We start from the raw sequence: 18968 nt of genomic DNA, 5'->3' as shown, positions 1-18968 counted from the left end.
CGGCCCGGTCAGGCGCGGCCGAGTTCGCTGCGGATGAAGGCGAACAGTTCCTCGTCACTGGCTTCTTCGAGCGGTGGAGCCTCCTCGGTGACCGGCTCGACGACGTCGTTGAGGCGGTTGATGAAGGCTTGGAGTCGCAGGACGGTCCGGCTCCTCGTAGTGCTGTCCGGTGTGGACTGTGCGAGGCCGGCTTCGAGACGGTCCAGTTCGGCGAAGAGCCCGCCGGTCAGATCCAGGTCGTCGCCGATGACGGCGCCCCGGATGTGCCGGGCGAGGGCCTGCGCGGTCGGGTGGTCGAACGCTGCCGTGGGTGGCAGGTTCAGACCGGTGACCCGGCCGAGTCGGTTGCGCAGCTCGACAGCGGTGAGCGAGTCGAAGCCCAGCTCGGTGAAGGCCCGGGTGGGCGGGACGGCTTCCAGGGTGCCGTGGCCCAGGACGGCGGCGACGGTGCCGCGTACCAGGTCGAGAGCCGCCCGTTCCTGCTCCGGTTCGGTGCGGGCACGCCACTCGTCGCGCAGCGCGGCGGTGGTCCCGGCGTCTGCTGCGGGCGGCTGCTCGGCGGCCGACACCGGCACCTCGGGCAGGTCGGCGAGCAGCCGGCTGGGTCGGGTTCCGGTGAACGCGAGGGCGAATCGGGGCCAGTCGACGTCGGCGAGGACGACCCGACCGGTCGTGCCGGCGGCGGTTGCCATCGCGTCGAGGGCGGCGTTCGGGGGTAGGGCGTTCAGACCGCGACGACGGAGGCGCTCGTCGCTTCCGGTCCACGGCCCCCAGGCGATCGCTGTGGCACCGGCTTGCTGGGCGAGCGCCTCCAGCGTGGTGGCGGCCACCGCTGCGGCGGTCTGTAGACCTCCGCCCCAGGTGCCGGCCACCGAGGTGAAGACGACGAACGCGTCCAGGTCGTCGTCGACGAGGGCGGTCAGGTGCCGGGCCCGGCGTACCGCCGGGGTGTCCCAGGCGTCGGGTGTGGTGTCGGTCAGCGGCGCCGGTGCGGGCTCGGAGCGGTCGGCGAGGACGACGGCGGTCAGCGTGACGCCGTCGGCCCGGACGCGGTGCAGCAGGTCGGCCAGGGCGGCGTGGTCGTCTCCGGCGCAGGCCTCGACGGTGACGACGCCGTCGTCGTCCATCTCGGCGACGCTTTCGGTGACGATGACCCGGTCGGCGCCCTCGGCCGCCGCCCAGCGGGCGATGTCGCCGCTGGTGTCGCCGACGACCAGGATCGTGCCGCGCGGACGCCAGCCTGCGGCGGGCGCGGCGGCGTGCCGGAGGCGTCGGGCGAGCACCCGGTCGCCACGGACGGCGAGCTGGTCCTCACCACCGCCACCGAGCGCTGCGGCGAGGTGGTCGCCGACCCAGTCCGCCGGCACGTCCAGGAGGCCACCCCACCGGTGCGGCAACTCCAGGGCGGCGACCCGGCCCAGCCCCCACACCGCGGCGGCGGACGGGTCGACCGGTTCGCCGGGCTCGGTGGCGACGGCCGCCGTGGTCACCATCCAGAGCGGCGCGTCGACGGCGGCGTCGACGTAGGCCTGGACGACGGTGAGCGCCGCCTCGGGGGTGCCACCGGCGGCGACGGCGCCGGCGATCGGGCCGCCGTCGGCGGCCAGCCGCAGCCGGTCGGCCGCGTCGGCCCGATTCAGGCCGACGACCGGGACTCCCCGTACCTCGGCGCCGTCCGCGGTGAGGGTCTTGGCAACCACGGTGAGGTACGCGTCGTCGCCGAGCACCAGCCACGTGCCGGCGATCGTCGAGGTGGACGTGGCGATCGGCGTCCACGCCTCCTCGTAGCGCCACGAGTCGCGGTTTCGGGTGGCTCGTCGTTCGTGACGCCAGGCGGTCAGGGCGGGCAGCAGGTCTGCGGTGTCGCCGGTGATGCCGAGCGGGCTGAGGTCGCCGTCCTCGACGGCCTGCCAGAACTCGCTGTCCACCGGGTCGACGGTGACCGGTTCGACCGGGGACGGCCAGAAACGGACGCGCTGGAAGGGGTAGGTGGGCAGGTCGACGCGTCGGCCGCCCGGAGCCAGCTGTCCCCAGTCGACGGTGACACCGCGGACGTAGGCGCTGGCCAGTGCTGTGAGAAGGGTGGTGGGCTGGTCGCGGTCAGAGCGTTGCACGGGTACGAACACCGCGTCGCCGACGCAGTCCGCGCCCATCGCGGAGAGCACCCCGTCGGGGCCGATCTCGATGAACGTGCTGACACCCAGGGACTCCAGTGTGGTGATCCCGTCGGCGAACCGGACCGCCTCGCGCACGTGCCGCACCCAGTAGCCGGCATCCTGCTCGTCAGCGACCTGCCCGGTCAGGTTCGACACCACAGGGATGCGCGGCGACTCGTAGGTCAGCGTCGCCGCCACCTGGGCGAACTCGGCCAGCATCGGCTCCATCAACACCGAGTGGAACGCGTGGCTGACCCGCAACCGCTTCGACTTCTCGAAGTGCGCCGCCACCGCCGTGACCTCATCGGCGACACCGGAGAGGACGACCGAGCGGGGGCCGTTGACCGCAGCGACGCTCAGGCCGTCGGTGAGCAACGGCAGCACCTCGGCCTCGGTGGCCCGCACCGCGACCATCACCCCACCGGCCGGCAACGCCTGCATCAACCGGCCCCGCGCGGCGACCAGTTTCGCCGCGTCCGGCAGGGACAGGACCCCGGCGACGTGCGCGGCGGCGATCTCACCGATCGAATGCCCCACCAGGAAGTCCGGGGTGACACCAAACGACTCGACAAGGCGGAACAACGCCACCTCGACGGCGAACAACGCCGCCTGCGTGTAGACCGTCTGGTCCAGATCGCCGCCGTCGGCGATGACGTCGCGGATCGGCCGGTCCAGGTGCCGGTCCAGCTCGACGCAGACCGCGTCGAACGCCTCCGCGTACGGCGGGAACGTCTCGGCCAGCCCGAGGCCCATGCCCTGTCGCTGCGAGCCCTGGCCGGAGAAGACGAAGGCGGTGCGTCCGCGTACCGTCGAGCCGGTGACCACCCGGGCGTGGTCAGCGCCGGCGGCCAGGGCGTCGAGACCAGCGACCAGGTCGTCCGTGTCGGTGCCGACCACCACCGCGCGTTCCTCCAGGACGCTGCGGGTGGTCGTCAGCGAGTGGACCAGGTCCTTCGGGTCGCCCCCCGCCGAGAGGCGTTCCCGCAGCCGGGCGCCCTGCTCCCGGAGCGCGGGCCCGGTACGGGCCGACAGCGGCAGCGCCAACACGGGCGCCTGCGAGGGCTCGGTGGGCTCGGACGGCGTGCGGGTCGGCGGCTCCTCCAGGACGGCGTGGGCGTTCGTGCCGCTGAACCCGAACGACGAGATGGCCGCCCGACGCGGCCGGTCACCGGTCCGCGCCCACTCCCGCTCCTCGGTGAGCAGGGCCACCGAACCGGTGGTCCAGTCCACGTGCGGGCTGGGTTGGTCGGCGTGCAGCGTACGCGGCAGGGTTTCGTGCCGCATCGCCTCGACCATCTTGATGATGCCGGCGACACCGGCGGCGGCCTGGGTGTGGCCGAGGTTCGACTTCACCGACCCCAGCCACAGCGGCTGGTCGGCGGGTCGACCCCGCCCGTACGTCGCGAGCAGCGCCTGCGCCTCGATCGGGTCGCCCAGTTTGGTGCCGGTGCCGTGCGCCTCCACCACGTCGACGTCGGCGGCGGACACGCCAGCGTTGGCCAGCGCCGCCCGGATCACCCGCTGCTGCGACGGCCCGTTCGGGGCGGTCAGCCCGTTCGACGCGCCGTCCTGGTTGACAGCGCTCCCCCGGACCACCGCGAGCACCGGGTGGTCGTTCGCCACCGCGTCGCTGAGGCGTTCCAGGAGGAGCATGCCGACGCCCTCACCCCAAATCGTCCCGTCGGCGTCGGCCGAGAAAGCCCGGCAGCGGGCGGTGGCGGACAGGCCCCGCTGGCGGCTGAACTCGATGAACGCCCCCGGCGTGGACATCACCGTCACGCCGCCGGCCAGGGCGAGGTCGCACTCGCCCTGCCGCAGTGCCTGGCTGGCCCAGTGCAGGGCGACCAGCGACGACGAGCAGGCGGTGTCCACGGTGACCGCCGGGCCTTCCAGCCCGAAGGTGTAGGAGATCCGTCCGGAGACGACGCTCGCCGCGTTACCGGTGCTGACGTACCCTTCGGCGGCCTCCTGCTCACCGGTCAGCAGCGGGCCGTAGTCGAGGTTGTTGGTGCCGACGAAGACACCCGTCTGGCTTCCGCGCAGCGCGTCGGCCGGCACGCCGCCGCGTTCGAACGCCTCCCACGCCGTCTCCAGCAACAGCCGCTGCTGCGGGTCCATGGCCAGCGCCTCGCGGGGCGAGATGCCGAAGAACCCGGCGTCGAACTCGGTGGCGTCGGCCAGGAAGCCGCCTTCGCGTACGTAGGTGGTGCCGATGGCGTCCGGGTCCGGGTCGTAGAGGGCGTCCAGGTCCCATCCACGGTCGGTGGGGAACGCGCCGATGGCGTCGCCGCCGTCGGCGAGCAACCGCCACAGGTCCTCGGGCGAGCCGATGCCGCCGGGGAAGCGGCAGGACATCGCGACGATCGCGATCGGCTCGTCGGTGCGGGCCGGCGCGGCGGCGACCGGGGTCGGGTCGGTCACCCCGACGACCTCGCTCTCCAGGTACGCGGCGAGTGCCTCCGGTGTCGGGTGGTCGAAGACCAGGGTGCTGGGCAGTCGCAGTCCGGTGGCCGCGCCGAGCCGGTTGCGTAGCTCGACACCGGTCAGCGAGTCGAAGCCGATCTCGGTGAACGAACGACCCGGGTCGACGGCGTGCGACGACCGCAGCCGCAGGACCTCCGCGACGTGCGTCCGGACGGTCTCCAGCACGGCGTGGGTCCGTTCGGTGCCGGCGAGTGCCAGCAACTCGGACCGCCACCCGTCGTCGGCTGACGACTCCGGTTCGGTGGTGAGGGCGTGGACCTCCGGAACACCGTCGAGCAGCGGGCTGGGCCGGGCCGCGGTGAACGCCGGGGCGAACGACGCCCAGTCGACGTCGGCGACGACGACACTCGTGCGGTCGTCGCCGACCGCCGACCGCAGGCCGCGCAGGGCCCGATCGGGGGCCATCGGGCGAAGGCCGCGTCGACGTAGGTGTTCGTCCACGGCGCTGTCGGCGGCCATGCCACCGTCGGCCCACGGGCCCCAGCCGATCGAGGTCGCGGTGAGCCCACGGGACCGACGCTGTTCGGCGACGGCGTCCAGTGCCGCGTTGGCGGCCGCGTACGCGGCGTGGTCGCCGCTGCCCCACACACCGGCGATGGAGGAGAACAGCACGAAGGCGTCCAGCGGGGAGTCCCGGAACAGGTCGTCCAGGTGTGTCGCGCCGAGCACCTTGGCGGCCGTGACCTCGGCGATGGCGTCGGCGGTCAGCTCCGCGAGGGGGGCGCGGGTGGCGACGCCGGCGGTGTGCAGCACCGCGGTGACAGTGTCACCGGCGGCGTCCAGGTCCGCGACGACAGTACCGATGGCGTCCCGGTCGGCCAGGTCGACAGCGCGGATGGTGACGCGCGCCCCGGCGGCGGTCAGGTCGTCGCGCAGGTCGGCGGCGCCGGGTGCGGCGTCTCCCCGGCGGCTGAGCAGGACCAGGTGGTCGGCGCCGTGGCCGGCGGCCCACCGGGCGGCGTGGGCGCCGAGCGCACCGGTGCCGCCGGTGATCAGGACGGTGCCGCGCGGCTGCCACTGCCGGCCCGTGCCGGCCGACGGAACGAGTCGCCGGCCGAGAAGCCCGGTGCGGACGGCGATCTGGTCCTCGCCTCCGGCGCCGGTCAGTGCGGTGGCGAGCAACAGTCCGTCGATCGGGTCGCTGCCGGTGGGCAGGTCGACGAGGCCGCCCCAGGCGCGGTGGAGTTCCAGGGCGGCGACCCGGCCGAGGCCCCAGACGGCCGCGGCGGACGGGGTGGGCGCCGGGTCGTGCGGGGTGGCGGCCACCGCGCCGCTGGTGATCAGCCAGAGCGGGATGTCGGTGGTCAGGGACTGGTGGGTCTGGACGGCGTGCAGTGCGTGCGCGGGGTCGTCCACCACGACGGCGATGCCGCTGATGTCGGGTGTTGCCTCGGCGCTCGGGGTGCCGCGTCGCACGTCGAGGCCGCTGGCGGCCAGGGCGTCCGAGACGCGGGTGTCGCCGGCCGGTTCGGTGATCAGCCAGGTCCCGGTGGGTGTGCCCGCCTGCGGTAGTGGGGTCCAGTCGACGCCGTACCGGCCGAGCGGCGTGGTGGTGTGGTCGCGCCGCCAGGACGCCAGGGCGGGGAGCAGTGGGGTGAGGGCGGTGCTGTCGTCGAGTTTCAGGGTCTGGGTGAGGGTGTCGAGGTCGGCGCGTTCGACGGCGTCCCAGAAAGCGGCGTCGGTGGGGCTCGTCGCCCGGGTGCCGGGCCTCGGCCAGTAGCGCTGGTGGTGGAAGGCGTAGGTGGGCAGGTCGATCAGCCGTCCACCGGTCAGGCAGGGCGTCCAGTCGACGGCGACGCCACGCACGAAGGCCTGCGCGAGAGCGGTCAGCAGCGTGGTCGGCTGGTCCCGCTCAGAGCGTTGCACGGGTACGAACACCGCGTCGCCGACGCAGTCCGCCCCCATCGCCGACAGGACCCCGTCGGGGCCGATCTCCACGAAGGTGCTGACGCCATGGGCTTCCAGTGTGGTGATGCCGTCGGCGAAGCGCACCGCCTCGCGCACGTGCCGCACCCAGTAGCCGGCGTCCTGCGCCTCGGCGACCTGCCCGGTCACGTTCGACACGACGGGGATGCGCGGCGACGCATAGGCGAGGGATTCCGCGACCTCGGCGAACTCGGCCAGCATGGGCTCCATCAGCACGGAGTGGAACGCGTGGCTGACCCGCAGCCGCTTCGACTTCTTGAAGTGCGCTGCTACGGCGGTGACCTCGTCGGCCACGCCGGAGAGCACGATCGAACGGGGGCCGTTCACTGCTGCGACGGACACCCCGTCGGTCAGCAGCGGCAGCACCTCGGCCTCGGTGGCCCGCACCGCGACCATGACCCCGCCGACCGGGAGGGCCTGCATGAGGCGACCTCGGGCGGTGACCAGTCTGGCCGCGTCGGACAGGGACAGCACCCCCGCGACGTGCGCGGCGGCGATCTCACCGATCGAGTGTCCGACCAAGTAGTCCGGCCTTACGCCGAACGACTCGACAAGGCGGAACAGGGCGATCTCGACGGCGAACAACGCCGCCTGGGTGTAGACGGTCTGGTCCAGTTCTGTTCCGTCAGCGATAACGTCGCGGATCGGCCGGTCCAGGTGCCGGTCCAGCTCGGCGCAGACGGCGTCGAACGCCTGCGCGTACACCGGGAACGTGTCGTAGAGGTCCAGTCCCATGCCGGGACGCTGGGAACCCTGGCCGGAGAACACGAACGCGGTCCTGCCGCGCACCACCGACCCGATCACGGGCCCGGGCTCACCAGCCGCTAGCGCCGTCAGTTCGTCGCGCCCGAACACCACAGCCCGATGGGTGTGTGTCGACCGCGACGACACCAGCGAGAAGCCGACGTCGCGCGGGTCGGCCTTCACCGACGCCAGTCGGGCGGCCTGCTCGTGCAGCGCCTCCGGTGTGCGGGCGGAGAGCACCCACGGCACGACCTCGGGCGCGTCCGGCCTGTCGTCGGCAGGGGTGTGCACTGCCGGTGGTTCTTCGAGGATGACGTGCGCGTTGGTGCCGGAGATGCCAAAGGAGGACACCCCGGCGCGTCGCGGGCGTCCGTTGACCGGCCAAGGTTGGGCCTCGGTGAGCAACCGCACCTCACCGGCGGACCAGTCAACATGCGACGTCGGCGCATCCACATGCAACGTGCGCGGCAGGGTTTCGTGCCGCATCGCCTCGACCATCTTGATGATCCCGGCAACACCGGCGGCGGCCTGCGTGTGCCCGAGGTTCGACTTCACCGACCCCAACCACAACGGCCGATCGCCGGACCTCTCCTGACCATAGGTCGCCAACAACGCCTGCGCCTCGATCGGATCACCCAACACCGTCGCCGTGCCATGCGCCTCCACGGCATCCACGTCAGCGCCCGTGAGCCCCGCATCAGCCAACGCCGCCCGAATCACCCGCTGCTGCGACGGACCATTCGGCGCCGTCAAACCATTCGACGCACCATCCTGATTAACCGCACTCCCCGCCACCACCGCCAACACCTGATGCCCATTGCGCACAGCATCCGACAGGCGCTCCACCAACACCACACCCACACCCTCAGACCAACCAGTACCCCCCGCACCCTCCGCGAACGACCGACACACACCATCCGACGACAACCCCCGCTGCCGCGAAAACTCCACAAAAGCCGACGGCGTCGCCATCACCGTCACCCCACCCACCAACGCCAACGAACACTCACCACGCCGCAACGACTGACCCGCCACATGCAACGCCACCAACGACGACGAACACGCCGTATCCACCGTCACCGCCGGACCCTCAAACCCAAACGAATACGAAACCCGCCCCGACACCACAGAACCCGAATTACCCGTCCCCAAAAACCCCGCAAGACCATCAGGGCTCTGCTGGGCGTACGGGCCGTAGTCGTGGTACATCAGGCCGGCGAAAACGCCGGTGTCGGAACCGCGGAGCGATTGTGGGTCGATTCCCGCCCGTTCGAGGGCCTCCCAGCTCACCTCCAGCAGAAGACGCTGCTGCGGATCCATCGCCAGCGCCTCACGCGGCGAAATCCCGAAGAACTCCGCGTCGAAATCCGCCGCGTCGGTCAGGAAGCCACCCCGGCGGGTCAACGAGGTGTCCGTCCGGGATTCGTCGGTGTCGAAGAGGGTGTCCAGGTCCCAGCCGCGGTCGGTGGGGAAGTCGCCGATGCCGTCGTCACCAAGGTCGACAAGCCGCCACAGGCCCTCGGGGGAATCCACTCCGCCGGGGAAGCGGCAGGCCATGCCGACGATCGCGAGGGGCTCGTCCACCGCCGCGGCGGTGCGAGCACCGGTCCCCGTCGCCGCCGTGTCGGTCAACTCGGTCAGCAGGTGGTCGACCAGGGCGTCCGGCGTCGGGTAGTCGAACACCGTCGTCGCGGACAACCGCAACCCCGTCGCCGACGACAGGCCGTTGCGGAACTCCACAGCCGTCAACGAGTCGAAACCCAACTCACCGAACGCCTGACCACCATCCACCGACCACCCCTGCGGATGCCCCAACACCGCCGCCACCCGCGACGACACCAGGTCCAGGAGGTGGGCACGCCGTTCGTGTGGCGGTAGGTCGGCGAGCTGTGCCCGTAGCGACGACCTGTCGGCCGTGGCGGCGGCCCGCCGACGCGCGGGTCGGACGAGCTGCCGCAGGAGAGCGGGCACGGTGCCGGAGGCGGCCACCGCCGCGAGGTCCAGCAGGATCGGCACGCTGACCGGCGGTGCCGCCGCGCAGCCGGCGTCGAGTAGGGCGAGTCCCTGCTCGGCGGTGAGCGGGAGCACCCCGCCTCGGCCGAGGCGGCGTTGGTCGGCGCTGGCGCTCAGCTCGCTGGCGTCGGCCCAGAGACCCCAGGCGAGGGAGACCGCCGGCAGGCCCAACCCGCGCCGGTGCTGCGCCAACGCGTCCAAAAACGCGTTACCCGCCGCGTAGGCACCCTGACCCGCGTTACCGAACACCCCGGCCGCCGACGAGAACACCACGAACGCCGACAACCCCCGATCCCGGGTCAGCTCGTGCAGATACCAACCCGCGTCCACCTTCGCCCGCAACACCGCCGACAGACGCTCCACGCTCAACCCACCGACGACACCGTCGTCCAGCACACCGGCGAGGTGAACGACACCGGACAGGTCCGGGGTGTCGGCGACGACCCGGGCGAGGGCTGCCCGGTCGGTGGCGTCCACGGCCACCAGTCGGGCGGACGCGCCGAGCGCGGCGAGTTCCGCCACGTACTCGGCAGCTCCGGGGGTTTCGGCGCCACGGCGGCTGACCAGTAGCAGGTCGCGTACGCCGTGCGTGGTGACCAGGTGCCGGGCCACCAACTGGCCGAGCGTGCCCAGCGCACCAGTGACCAGGACGGTTCCGGTGCCGAAGGTGAACGGGCGTGGTTCCTCGACCGGCGGCCGGACGAGTCGGGGCACGCGGACCACTCCGCCACGGATCGCCAGTTGCGGCTCACCGCACTGAGCAGCCGCCGGGAGAACCGCCAACGAGCCGGGTCCGTCGTCGATGTCGACGAGCACGAACCGGTCCGGGTGTTCGGCCTGGGCGCTGCGTACCAACCCGTGGACGGCGGCGCCGGCGAGATCGCTCAGCGGTTCGTCGCCGGCCTGCACGGCGTACCGGGTCGCGATGACCAGCCGCACACCGGCGAGCCGGTCGTCGGTCAACCAGGACTGGAGCACCTCCAGGGTGCGGGCGGCGGCGGTGTGCGCTGCGGTCACCGGGTCGGCGGCGGGGCCGGACTCGGCGTACCAGAGGACCGGGCCGGCCGGCACGCTGCCGGCGGCGAGCGTCTCCGCCAGATCCGCGTGGTCGGTGAGCAGGGTCGCGGGCACGTCCAGCTCGGGGATCGGCGTCCACTCGATCCGGTACGGGCGAAGGGTCGTGCTCGTCGTCGGGGTGTGCGGGCGCAGGACGAGCCGGTCGACGGTGGCGATGGGCTGGTTCTCGGCGTCGCGCAGGTCGAGGGCGACCGCGTCGGTGCCGGCGCGGCTGATCCGCACCCGGGCCGCGCGTGCCCCGGTGGCGTGCACTGTCACTCCGGTCCAGCTGAACGGGAGCCCTGTCGTGTCGGAGTCGAGGACGCCGAGGGCGAGGCCGTGCAGGGCGGCGTCGAGGAGCGCGGGGTGCAGGAGGAAGCCGTCCACCGTGAGGTCGTCGGCGAGGGCCACGTCCGCGAGAAGCTCGCCGTCGCGGCGCCAGGCCCGGTGGAGTCCGCGCAGGTGCGGACCGTACTCGAACCCGATCTCGGCGAAGCCGGGGTAGACGCCGTCGACCGGTACCTCCTCGGTCGCCTCCGGCGTCCAGTGGCCGGGGGTGTCCACCGCTTCGGCGGCGGTGAGGATGCCGGTGGCGTGCCGCTGCCATTCGCCGGTGTCGTCGGGGCGCGCGTAGAGGGTGACGTCCCGCCGTTGCCCGCCCGGGCTGTCGTCGGTGGACGGGCCGACCAGGGCGCGGATGGTCAGGGTGCTGCCACTGCTCGGGAGGACCATCGGGGCCTCGATGGTCAGTTCGTCGAGGCGGTTCAGGCCGGCGTGGTCGCCGGCGGCCAGGGCGAGGTCGACCAGCGCGGCACCGGGGACCAGCAGTGTGCCGCCGATCAGGTGGTCGGCCAACCACTGCTGCGTGCGGGAGGAGAGGCGTCCGGTGAGCAGCAGACTGTCCTGCTCGGGCAGGTCGGCGGCGGCGGCCCAGAACGGGTGGTCGACGGTTCCGAGCCCGATGCTGGCCGCGTCGGCGGCGGCTTCGGGGGCGGTCGGCCAGTAGCGGCGGCGCTGGAAGGCGTAGGTGGGCAGGTCGACGGGCCGTCCGCCGGTCAGGCAGGGCGTCCAGTCGACGGCGACGCCGCGCACGAAGACCTGCGCGAGGGCGGTCAGCAGCGTGGCAGGTTGGTCCCGGTCAGCGCGTTGCACTGGTACGAACACCGCGTCGGCGACGCAGTCCGCGCCCATGGCGGAGAGGACCCCGTCGGGGCCGATCTCGATGAACGTGCTGACGCCGAGGGTTTCCAGTGTGGTGATGCCGTCGGCGAAGCGCACGGCCTCGCGGACGTGGCGCACCCAGTAGCCGGCGTCCTGCGCTTCCGCGACCTGCCCGGTCACGTTCGACACGACGGGGATGCGCGGCGACGCATAGGCGAGGGATTCCGCGACCTCGGCGAACTCGGCCAGCATGGGCTCCATCAGCACGGAGTGGAACGCGTGGCTGACCCGCAGCCGCTTCGACTTCTTGAAGTGCGCTGCTACGGCGGTGACCTCGTCGGCCACGCCGGAGAGCACGATCGAGCGGGGGCCGTTCACTGCTGCGACGGACACCCCGTCGGTCAGCAGCGGCAGCACCTCGGCTTCGGTGGCCCGCACCGCGACCATGACCCCACCGGCCGGGAGGGCCTGCATGAGGCGACCTCGGGCGGTGACCAGTCTGGCCGCGTCGGACAGGGACAGTACCCCCGCGACGTGCGCGGCGGCGATCTCACCGATCGAGTGTCCGACCAGGTAATCCGCTGTGACGCCGAACGACTCGACAAGGCGGAACAGGGCAACCTCGACGGCGAACAACGCCGCCTGCGTGTAGACGGTCTGGTCCAGGTCGGTTCCGTCAGCGATGACCTCGCGGATCGGCCGGTCCAGGTGCCGGTCCAGCTCGGCGCAGACCGCGTCGAACGCCTCGGCATAACGCGGGAAGGTGACGTAGAGGTCCAGGCCCATGCCGGGACGCTGGGAGCCCTGACCGGAGAACACGAACGCGGTCTTGCCACGCACTACCGAACCGGTGACCGGGCCGGGCTCACCGGCGGCGAGGGTCGCCAGCTCGTCCGGGCCGAACACGACAGCTCGATGCGGGTGCGTCGTACGGTGTGCGGCCAGGGTGAACCCGACGTCGGTTGGGTCGGCCTCCACCGACACCAGCCGGGCGGCCTGCCCCCGCAACGCCTCCGGTGAGCGGGCCGACAGCACCCACGGCACCGGGGCGGGTGCCACGGCCCCGGTGCGCGGCGGCACCTCGACCGCCGGCGGCTCTTCGAGGATGACGTGGGCGTTCGTACCGGAGATGCCGAACGACGACACACCAGCGCGACGGGGGCGTCCGTTGACCGGCCAAGGTTGGGCCTCGGTGAGCAACCGCACCTCACCGGCGGACCAGTCAACATGCGACGTCGGCGCATCCACATGCAACGTGCGCGGCAGGGTTTCGTGCCGCATCGCCTCGACCATCTTGATGATCCCGGCAACACCCGCAGCCGCCTGCGTGTGCCCAAGATTCGACTTCACCGACCCCAACCACAACGGCCGATCGCCGGACCTTTCCTGCCCATAAGTCGCGAGCAGCGCCTGCGCCTCGATCGGATCACCCAACACCGTCGCCGTACCATGCGCCTCCACGGCATCCACGTCAACACCCGTGAGCCCGGCATCGGCCAACGCCGCCCGAATAACCCGCTGCTGCGACGGACCATTCGGCGCCGTCAAACCATTCGACGCACCATCCTGATTAACCGCACTCCCCCGCACCACCGCCAATACCCGACGTCCATTGCGCAGAGCATCCGACAGGCGCTCCACCAACACCACACCCACACCCTCAGACCAACCAGTACCCCCCGCACCCTCCGCAAACGACCGACACACACCATCCGACGACAACCCCCGCTGCCGCGAAAACTCCACAAAAGCCGACGGCGTCGCCATCACCGTCACCCCACCCACCAACGCCAACGAACACTCACCACGCCGCAACGACTGACCCGCCACATGCAACGCCACCAACGACGACGAACACGCCGTATCCACCGTCACCGCCGGACCCTCAAACCCAAACGAATACGAAACCCGCCCCGACACCACACTCCCCGAATTACCCGTGCCCAAAAACCCCGCAAGACCATCGGGACTCTGCTGGGCCAGGCCGGCGTAGTCGTGGTACATCAATCCCGAGAAGACACCGGTGTCGGAACCGCGCAGGGATTGTGGGTCGATTCCCGCTCGTTCGAGGGCCTCCCAACTCACCTCCAACAACAGACGCTGCTGCGGATCCATCGCAAGCGCCTCACGCGGCGAGATCCCGAAGAACTCCGCGTCGAAATCCGCGGCGTCGGTCAGGAAACCGCCCCGGCGGGTCAGGGACGTCTCCGCGAGCGCCTCCAGGTCCCAGCCGCGATCGGCGGGGAAGTCGCCGATGCCGTCACCGTCGGAGTCGACAAGCCGCCACAGGGCGTCCGGCGAATCCACCCCACCGGGGAAACGACACGCCATCCCCACGATCGCGAGCGGCTCGTCCGCACGTGCCGTCGTCGTGCCGGTCTTCGCCGCCGTCTGCCCGGACAGCTCGGCCAACAGGTGACCGACCAGGGCGTCCGGCGTCGGGTAGTCGAACACCGTCGTCGCGGACAACCGCAACCCCGTCGCCGACGACAGGCCGTTGCGGAACTCCACAGCCGTCAACGAGTCGAAACCCAACTCACCGAACGCCTGACCACCATCCACCGACCACCCCTGCGGATGCCCCAACACCGCCGCCACCCGCGACGACACCAGATCGAGAAGAGCGGCGCGGCGTGCGTCGTGGTCGAGGTTCGCGAGTCGGTCCCGCAGCGGAGCCGAGGCCGCGGCGGCGCGGCGTACGCGTACCAGATGCTGAAGAATGGTCGGGACGGTCCCGGCGGCCCGGATCGCGCGCAGGTCGAGCCGCACGGGCACGCTGACGGCCGTGTCCTCGGCCGCTGCCCTGTCGAAGAGCGCGAGGCCCTGCTCCGCGGTCAGTTCGCGGGCGCCGCCCCGGAGGAGGCGTTCCCGGTCGGCGGCGTCGATGTCGGCGGCCATGCCGACGGCCCAGGGCCCCCAGGCGAGGGAGACCGCCGGCAGGCCCAACCCGCGCCGGTGCTGCGCCAACGCGTCCAGGAACGCGTTACCCGCCGCGTAGGCACCCTGACCCGCGTTACCGAACACCCCGGCAGCCGACGAGAACACCACGAACGCCGACAACCCCCGGTCCCGGGTCAGCTCGTGCAGATACCAACCCGCGTCCACCTTCGCCCGCAGCGCCGCCGCCAGACGATCCACGCTCAGTCCGCTGACGACACCGTCGTCGAGCACACCGGCCGTGTGCACCACACCGGACAACTCCGGGGTCTCGGTGATCACCTCGGCCAGGGCCTCGCGGTCGGCCACGTCGGCCGCGACCATCCGCGCGGACGCCCCCAGCTCGGCGAGTTCCGCCAGGAGTTCCGCGGCACCCGGCGCGTCAGCGCCCCGGCGGCTCAGCAGCAGCAGGTCGCGCACACCGTGGGTGGTGACCAGGTGCCGTGCCACGTGCCGGCCGAGTTGCCCGGTGGCACCGGTGACCAGCACCGTGCCGTCGGCCAGGGCGAGGGGTCGCGGCGCCGCACCGGCGGATGGCCGGACCAGCCGGGGCGTGGTCGCGTCGCCGTTGCGCAACGCGGCCTGCGGCTCCCCGGTGGCGAGCAGGTTCGGCAGCGCCGCCTCGGACTCGTCGGTGCCGTCGACGTCGACCAGGACGAAACGATCGGGGTGCTCGGACTGCGCCGCCCGGACGAGGCCCCACACGGCGGCGGCACCGGGGTCGGTGACCGGCTCGTCGGCAGTGGCGACCGCGCCGGTCGTGACGACCGCCAGCCGGGCGCCGTCCTGCGGCCCTGCGGCTAGCCAGGACTGGAGGGTCTCCAGGACGGCGGCGGTGCGCTCGTGCGCACCGGTGACGACGTCGGCTTCGGCGGGTTCGACCCGGTGGGTCACCATGGGACCGGTGATGGTGGCGGCGGACGGCGTGAGCGGGAGCCAGCCGAGGTGGAACAGCGCGTCGTCGGTGCCGGTGCCCGCCGCGGCTGTGGTGAGTGGGCGCAGGACGAGTCGGTCGACGGTGAGTACCGGCTGGCCGGCGATGTCGGTCAGGTCCAGCCGGACCGAATCCGGGCCGAGGGTACGGACCTGGGCCCGGACCGCCGAGCCGCCGGTCGCGTGCAGTGTCACGCCGGACCAGCTGAAGGGCACGCTGGCCCCGTCGGCGTGGGCGGGCAGCAGGTCACCGGCGCCGATGGCGTGCAGGGCGGCGTCGAGCACCGCCGGGTGCAGTGGGAAGCCCTCGACCGGCACGGTCTCGTCGAGCGTGATCTCCGCGTACACCTGCTCCTGGTCGCGCCAGGCGGCGCGCAGCGCGCGGAACGTCGGGCCGTAGAGCAGGCCACGGTCGGCGAAGGCGTCGTAGAGGCCGTCCAGGGCGACGGCCGTCGCGTCGGACGGCGGCCACGTCGCCGGCGGCGGGTTGGCCGCGCCGGGCTCGGAGGTGAGGACGCCGGTGGCGTGCTCGGTCCACGTCTCGGCGTCCTGACTCGCGTGGACGCCGACCTGGCGACGCCCGTCGCCGTCCGGGGCGCCGACGCGGACCTGGACGTGCAGGGCGTCGCTGCCGATGGTGAGCGGGATACCGGTGGTGAGTTCCTCGATTCGGTCGCAGCCGACGCGGTCGCCGGCGGCCAGGGCCAGATCGACGAGGGCGGCGCCGGGGACGACGACCGTCCCGGACAGGGAGTGGTCGGCGAGCCACTGGTGGGTGGCGACGGTCCACCGGCCGGTGACGACGAGTTCGTCAGCTCCGGCCAGGGTGATGGCGGTGTCCAGCAGGGGGTGGCCGGTGCCGCCGCTGCCGGTGGGGGTGCCGGTGCCGACCGGCCAGTACCGCTGGTGGTGGAAGGCGTAGGTGGGCAGGTCGACACGCCGCGCGCCGGGGTAGCAGGGCGTCCAGTCGACGGCGACGCCGCGCACGAAGGCCTGCGCGAGAGCGGCCAGCAGCGTGGCAGGTTGGTCGCGGTCGGAGCGTTGCAGGGGTACGAACACCGCGTCGGCGACGCAGTCCGCGCCCATGGCGGAGAGGACCCCGTCGGGGCCGATCTCCACGAAGGTGCTGACGCCGAGGGTTTCCAGTGTGGTGATGCCGTCGGCGAAGCGGACGGCCTCGCGGACGTGCCGCGCCCAGTACGCCGCGTCCTGCGTCTCGGCGACCTGCCCGGTCACGTTCGACACGATCGGGATGCGTGGTGACGCATAGGTGAGGGATGCCGCGACCGACGCGAACTCGGCCAGCATCGGCTCCATCAACACCGAGTGGAACGCGTGACTGACCCGCAACTGCTTCGACTTGAACGTCGCCGCGACGGCCGCGACCTCGTCGGCCACGCCGGAGAGCACCACCGAGCGGGGGCCGTTGATCGCGGCGATGCTCACCCCGTCGGTCAGCAGCGGCAGCACCTCCGCCTCCGTGGCCCGTACCGCGACCATCACACCGCCGGTCGGGAGGGCCTGCATGAGACGACCTCGGGCAGTGACCAGTCTGGCCGCGTCGGGCAGGGACAGCACCCCGGCGACGTGCGCGGCGGCGATCTCCCCGATCGAATGGCCCACCAGGTAGTCCGGCCTTACGCCGAACGACTCGACCAGCCGGAACAGGGCAACCTCGACGGCGAACAACGCCGCCTGGGTGTAGACGGTCTGGTCCAGGTCCGTTCCGTCAGCGATGACCTCGCGGATCGGCCGGTCCAGGTGCCGGTCGAGTTCGGCGCAGGCCGCGTCGAACGCCTCGGCGTAACGCGGGAACGTGTCGTAGAGAGCCAGGCCCATACCGGGACGCTGGGAACCCTGACCGGAGAACACGAACCCCGTCTTGCCACGCACCACGGACCCGACGACCGGGCCGGGCTCACCGGCGGCGAGGGCCGCCAGCTCGTCCGGGCCGAACACGACAGCCCGGTGCGGGTGCGTCGTACGGTGTGCGGCCAGGGTGAACCCGACGTCGGTCGGGTCGGCCTCCACCGACACCAGCCGGGCGGCCTGCCCCCGCAACGCCTCCGGCGAGCGGGCCGACAGCACCCACGGCACCGGGGCGGGTGCCACGGCCCCGGTGCGCGGCGGCACCTCGACCGCCGGCGGCTCTTCGAGGATGACGTGCGCGTTCGTACCGGAGACCCCGAACGAGGAGACACCCGCGCGGCGCGGGCCTGGGCGCTGCGGCCACGGCTGGTTGTCGGCGGCGATGCGGACCGCGCCGGCGGCCCAGTCGACGTGCGTGGACGGCAGGTCGGCGTGCAGGCTGCGCGGGATCCGGCCGTGGCGCATCGCCTCGACCATCTTGATGATCCCGGCGACACCGGCGGCGGCCTGGGTGTGGCCGATGTTCGACTTGATCGACCCCAGCCACAGTGGCTGGTCGGCGGGGCGGTCCTGCCCGTAGGTGGCCAGCAGCGCCTGCGCCTCGATCGGGTCGCCCAACGTGGTGCCGGTGCCGTGCGCCTCGACGGCGTCGACGTCGGCGGTGGTGAGGCCGGCGTTGCTCAGCGCGGCCCGGATGACGCGTTGCTGGGACGGCCCGTTCGGGGCGGTCAGCCCGTTCGACGCGCCGTCCTGGTTGACAGCGCTCCCCCGCACCACGGCGAGCACGGGGTGGCCGTTGCGGACGGCGTCGGAGAGCCGCTCGACGAGCAGCATGCCGACACCCTCACCCCAGCCGGTGCCGTCGGCGTCGTCGGAGAACGGCTTGCAGCGTCCGTCCGGGGCGAGGCCCCGCTGGCGGGAGAAGGCCAGGAACGCCCCCGGGGTGGCCATCACCGTGACGCCGCCGGCCAGCGCCAGGTCGCACTCCCCCTGCCGCAGCGCCTGAGCGGCCAGGTGCAGGGCGACAAGGGACGACGAGCAGGCGGTGTCCACAGTGACGGCGGTGCCCTCGAGGCCGAACGTGTACGCGATCCGCCCGGAGGCGATGCTGCCGGTGCTGCCGGTGCCGAGCGAACCCTCGGCGGAGTCGCCCAGCTCACCGACCAGGGCGGCGTAGTCGTGGTACATCACGCCGGTGAAGACGCCGGTGCGGCTGCCCTTGAGGGTGGCCGGGTCGATGCCCGCCCGCTCGAACGTCTCCCAGGACGTCTCCAGCAGCAGGCGTTGCTGCGCGTCGGTGGCCAGCGCCTCCCGGGGGGAGATGCCGAAGAACGCGGCGTCGAAGTCGCCGGCCTCGTGCAGGAAACCCCCGTGCCGGGTGTACGACGTGCCGGGGTGGTCCGGGTCGGGGTGGTAGAGCTTCTCCACCTCCCAGCCCCGCTCGGCGGGGAACTCGCCGATGGCGTCGACACCCGAGTCGACGAGCTGCCACAGCGACTCCGGCGAGTCGACGCCACCGGGGAACCGGCAGCTCATGGCGATGATGGCGATCGGCTCGCGGTGCCGCGCCTCGGCTTCCTGCAACCGCTCGCTGGTCTCGTGCAGTTCGGCGGTGACGCGCTTGAGATATTCGCGGAGCCGATCTTCGTTCGCCATGGGAATCACCTGTCCGAGAGAGGGTGCGAGCCG

1 protein-coding gene is annotated in these 18968 nt (G+C 72.4%); it reads right to left on the bottom strand.

Going from position 1 to position 18968, the window contains the following annotated elements; genetic code table 11:
• Window positions 1-8: 8 nt before the first annotated feature.
• Window positions 9-18935: a type I polyketide synthase gene (locus O3438_RS02260; RefSeq protein ID WP_269678322.1), complete on the bottom strand. Its 18927-nt coding sequence runs from the start codon at window positions 18933-18935 to the stop codon at window positions 9-11.
• Window positions 18936-18968 lie beyond the last annotated feature (33 nt).

It is taken from the genome of Micromonospora sp. WMMC250 (assembly GCF_027460215.1).
Classification (GTDB): Bacteria; Actinomycetota; Actinomycetes; order Mycobacteriales; family Micromonosporaceae; genus Micromonospora; species Micromonospora taraxaci.
The sequence above is the reverse complement of the archived record's forward strand: the minus strand, read 5'-3'. Positions and strand labels throughout refer to the sequence as shown.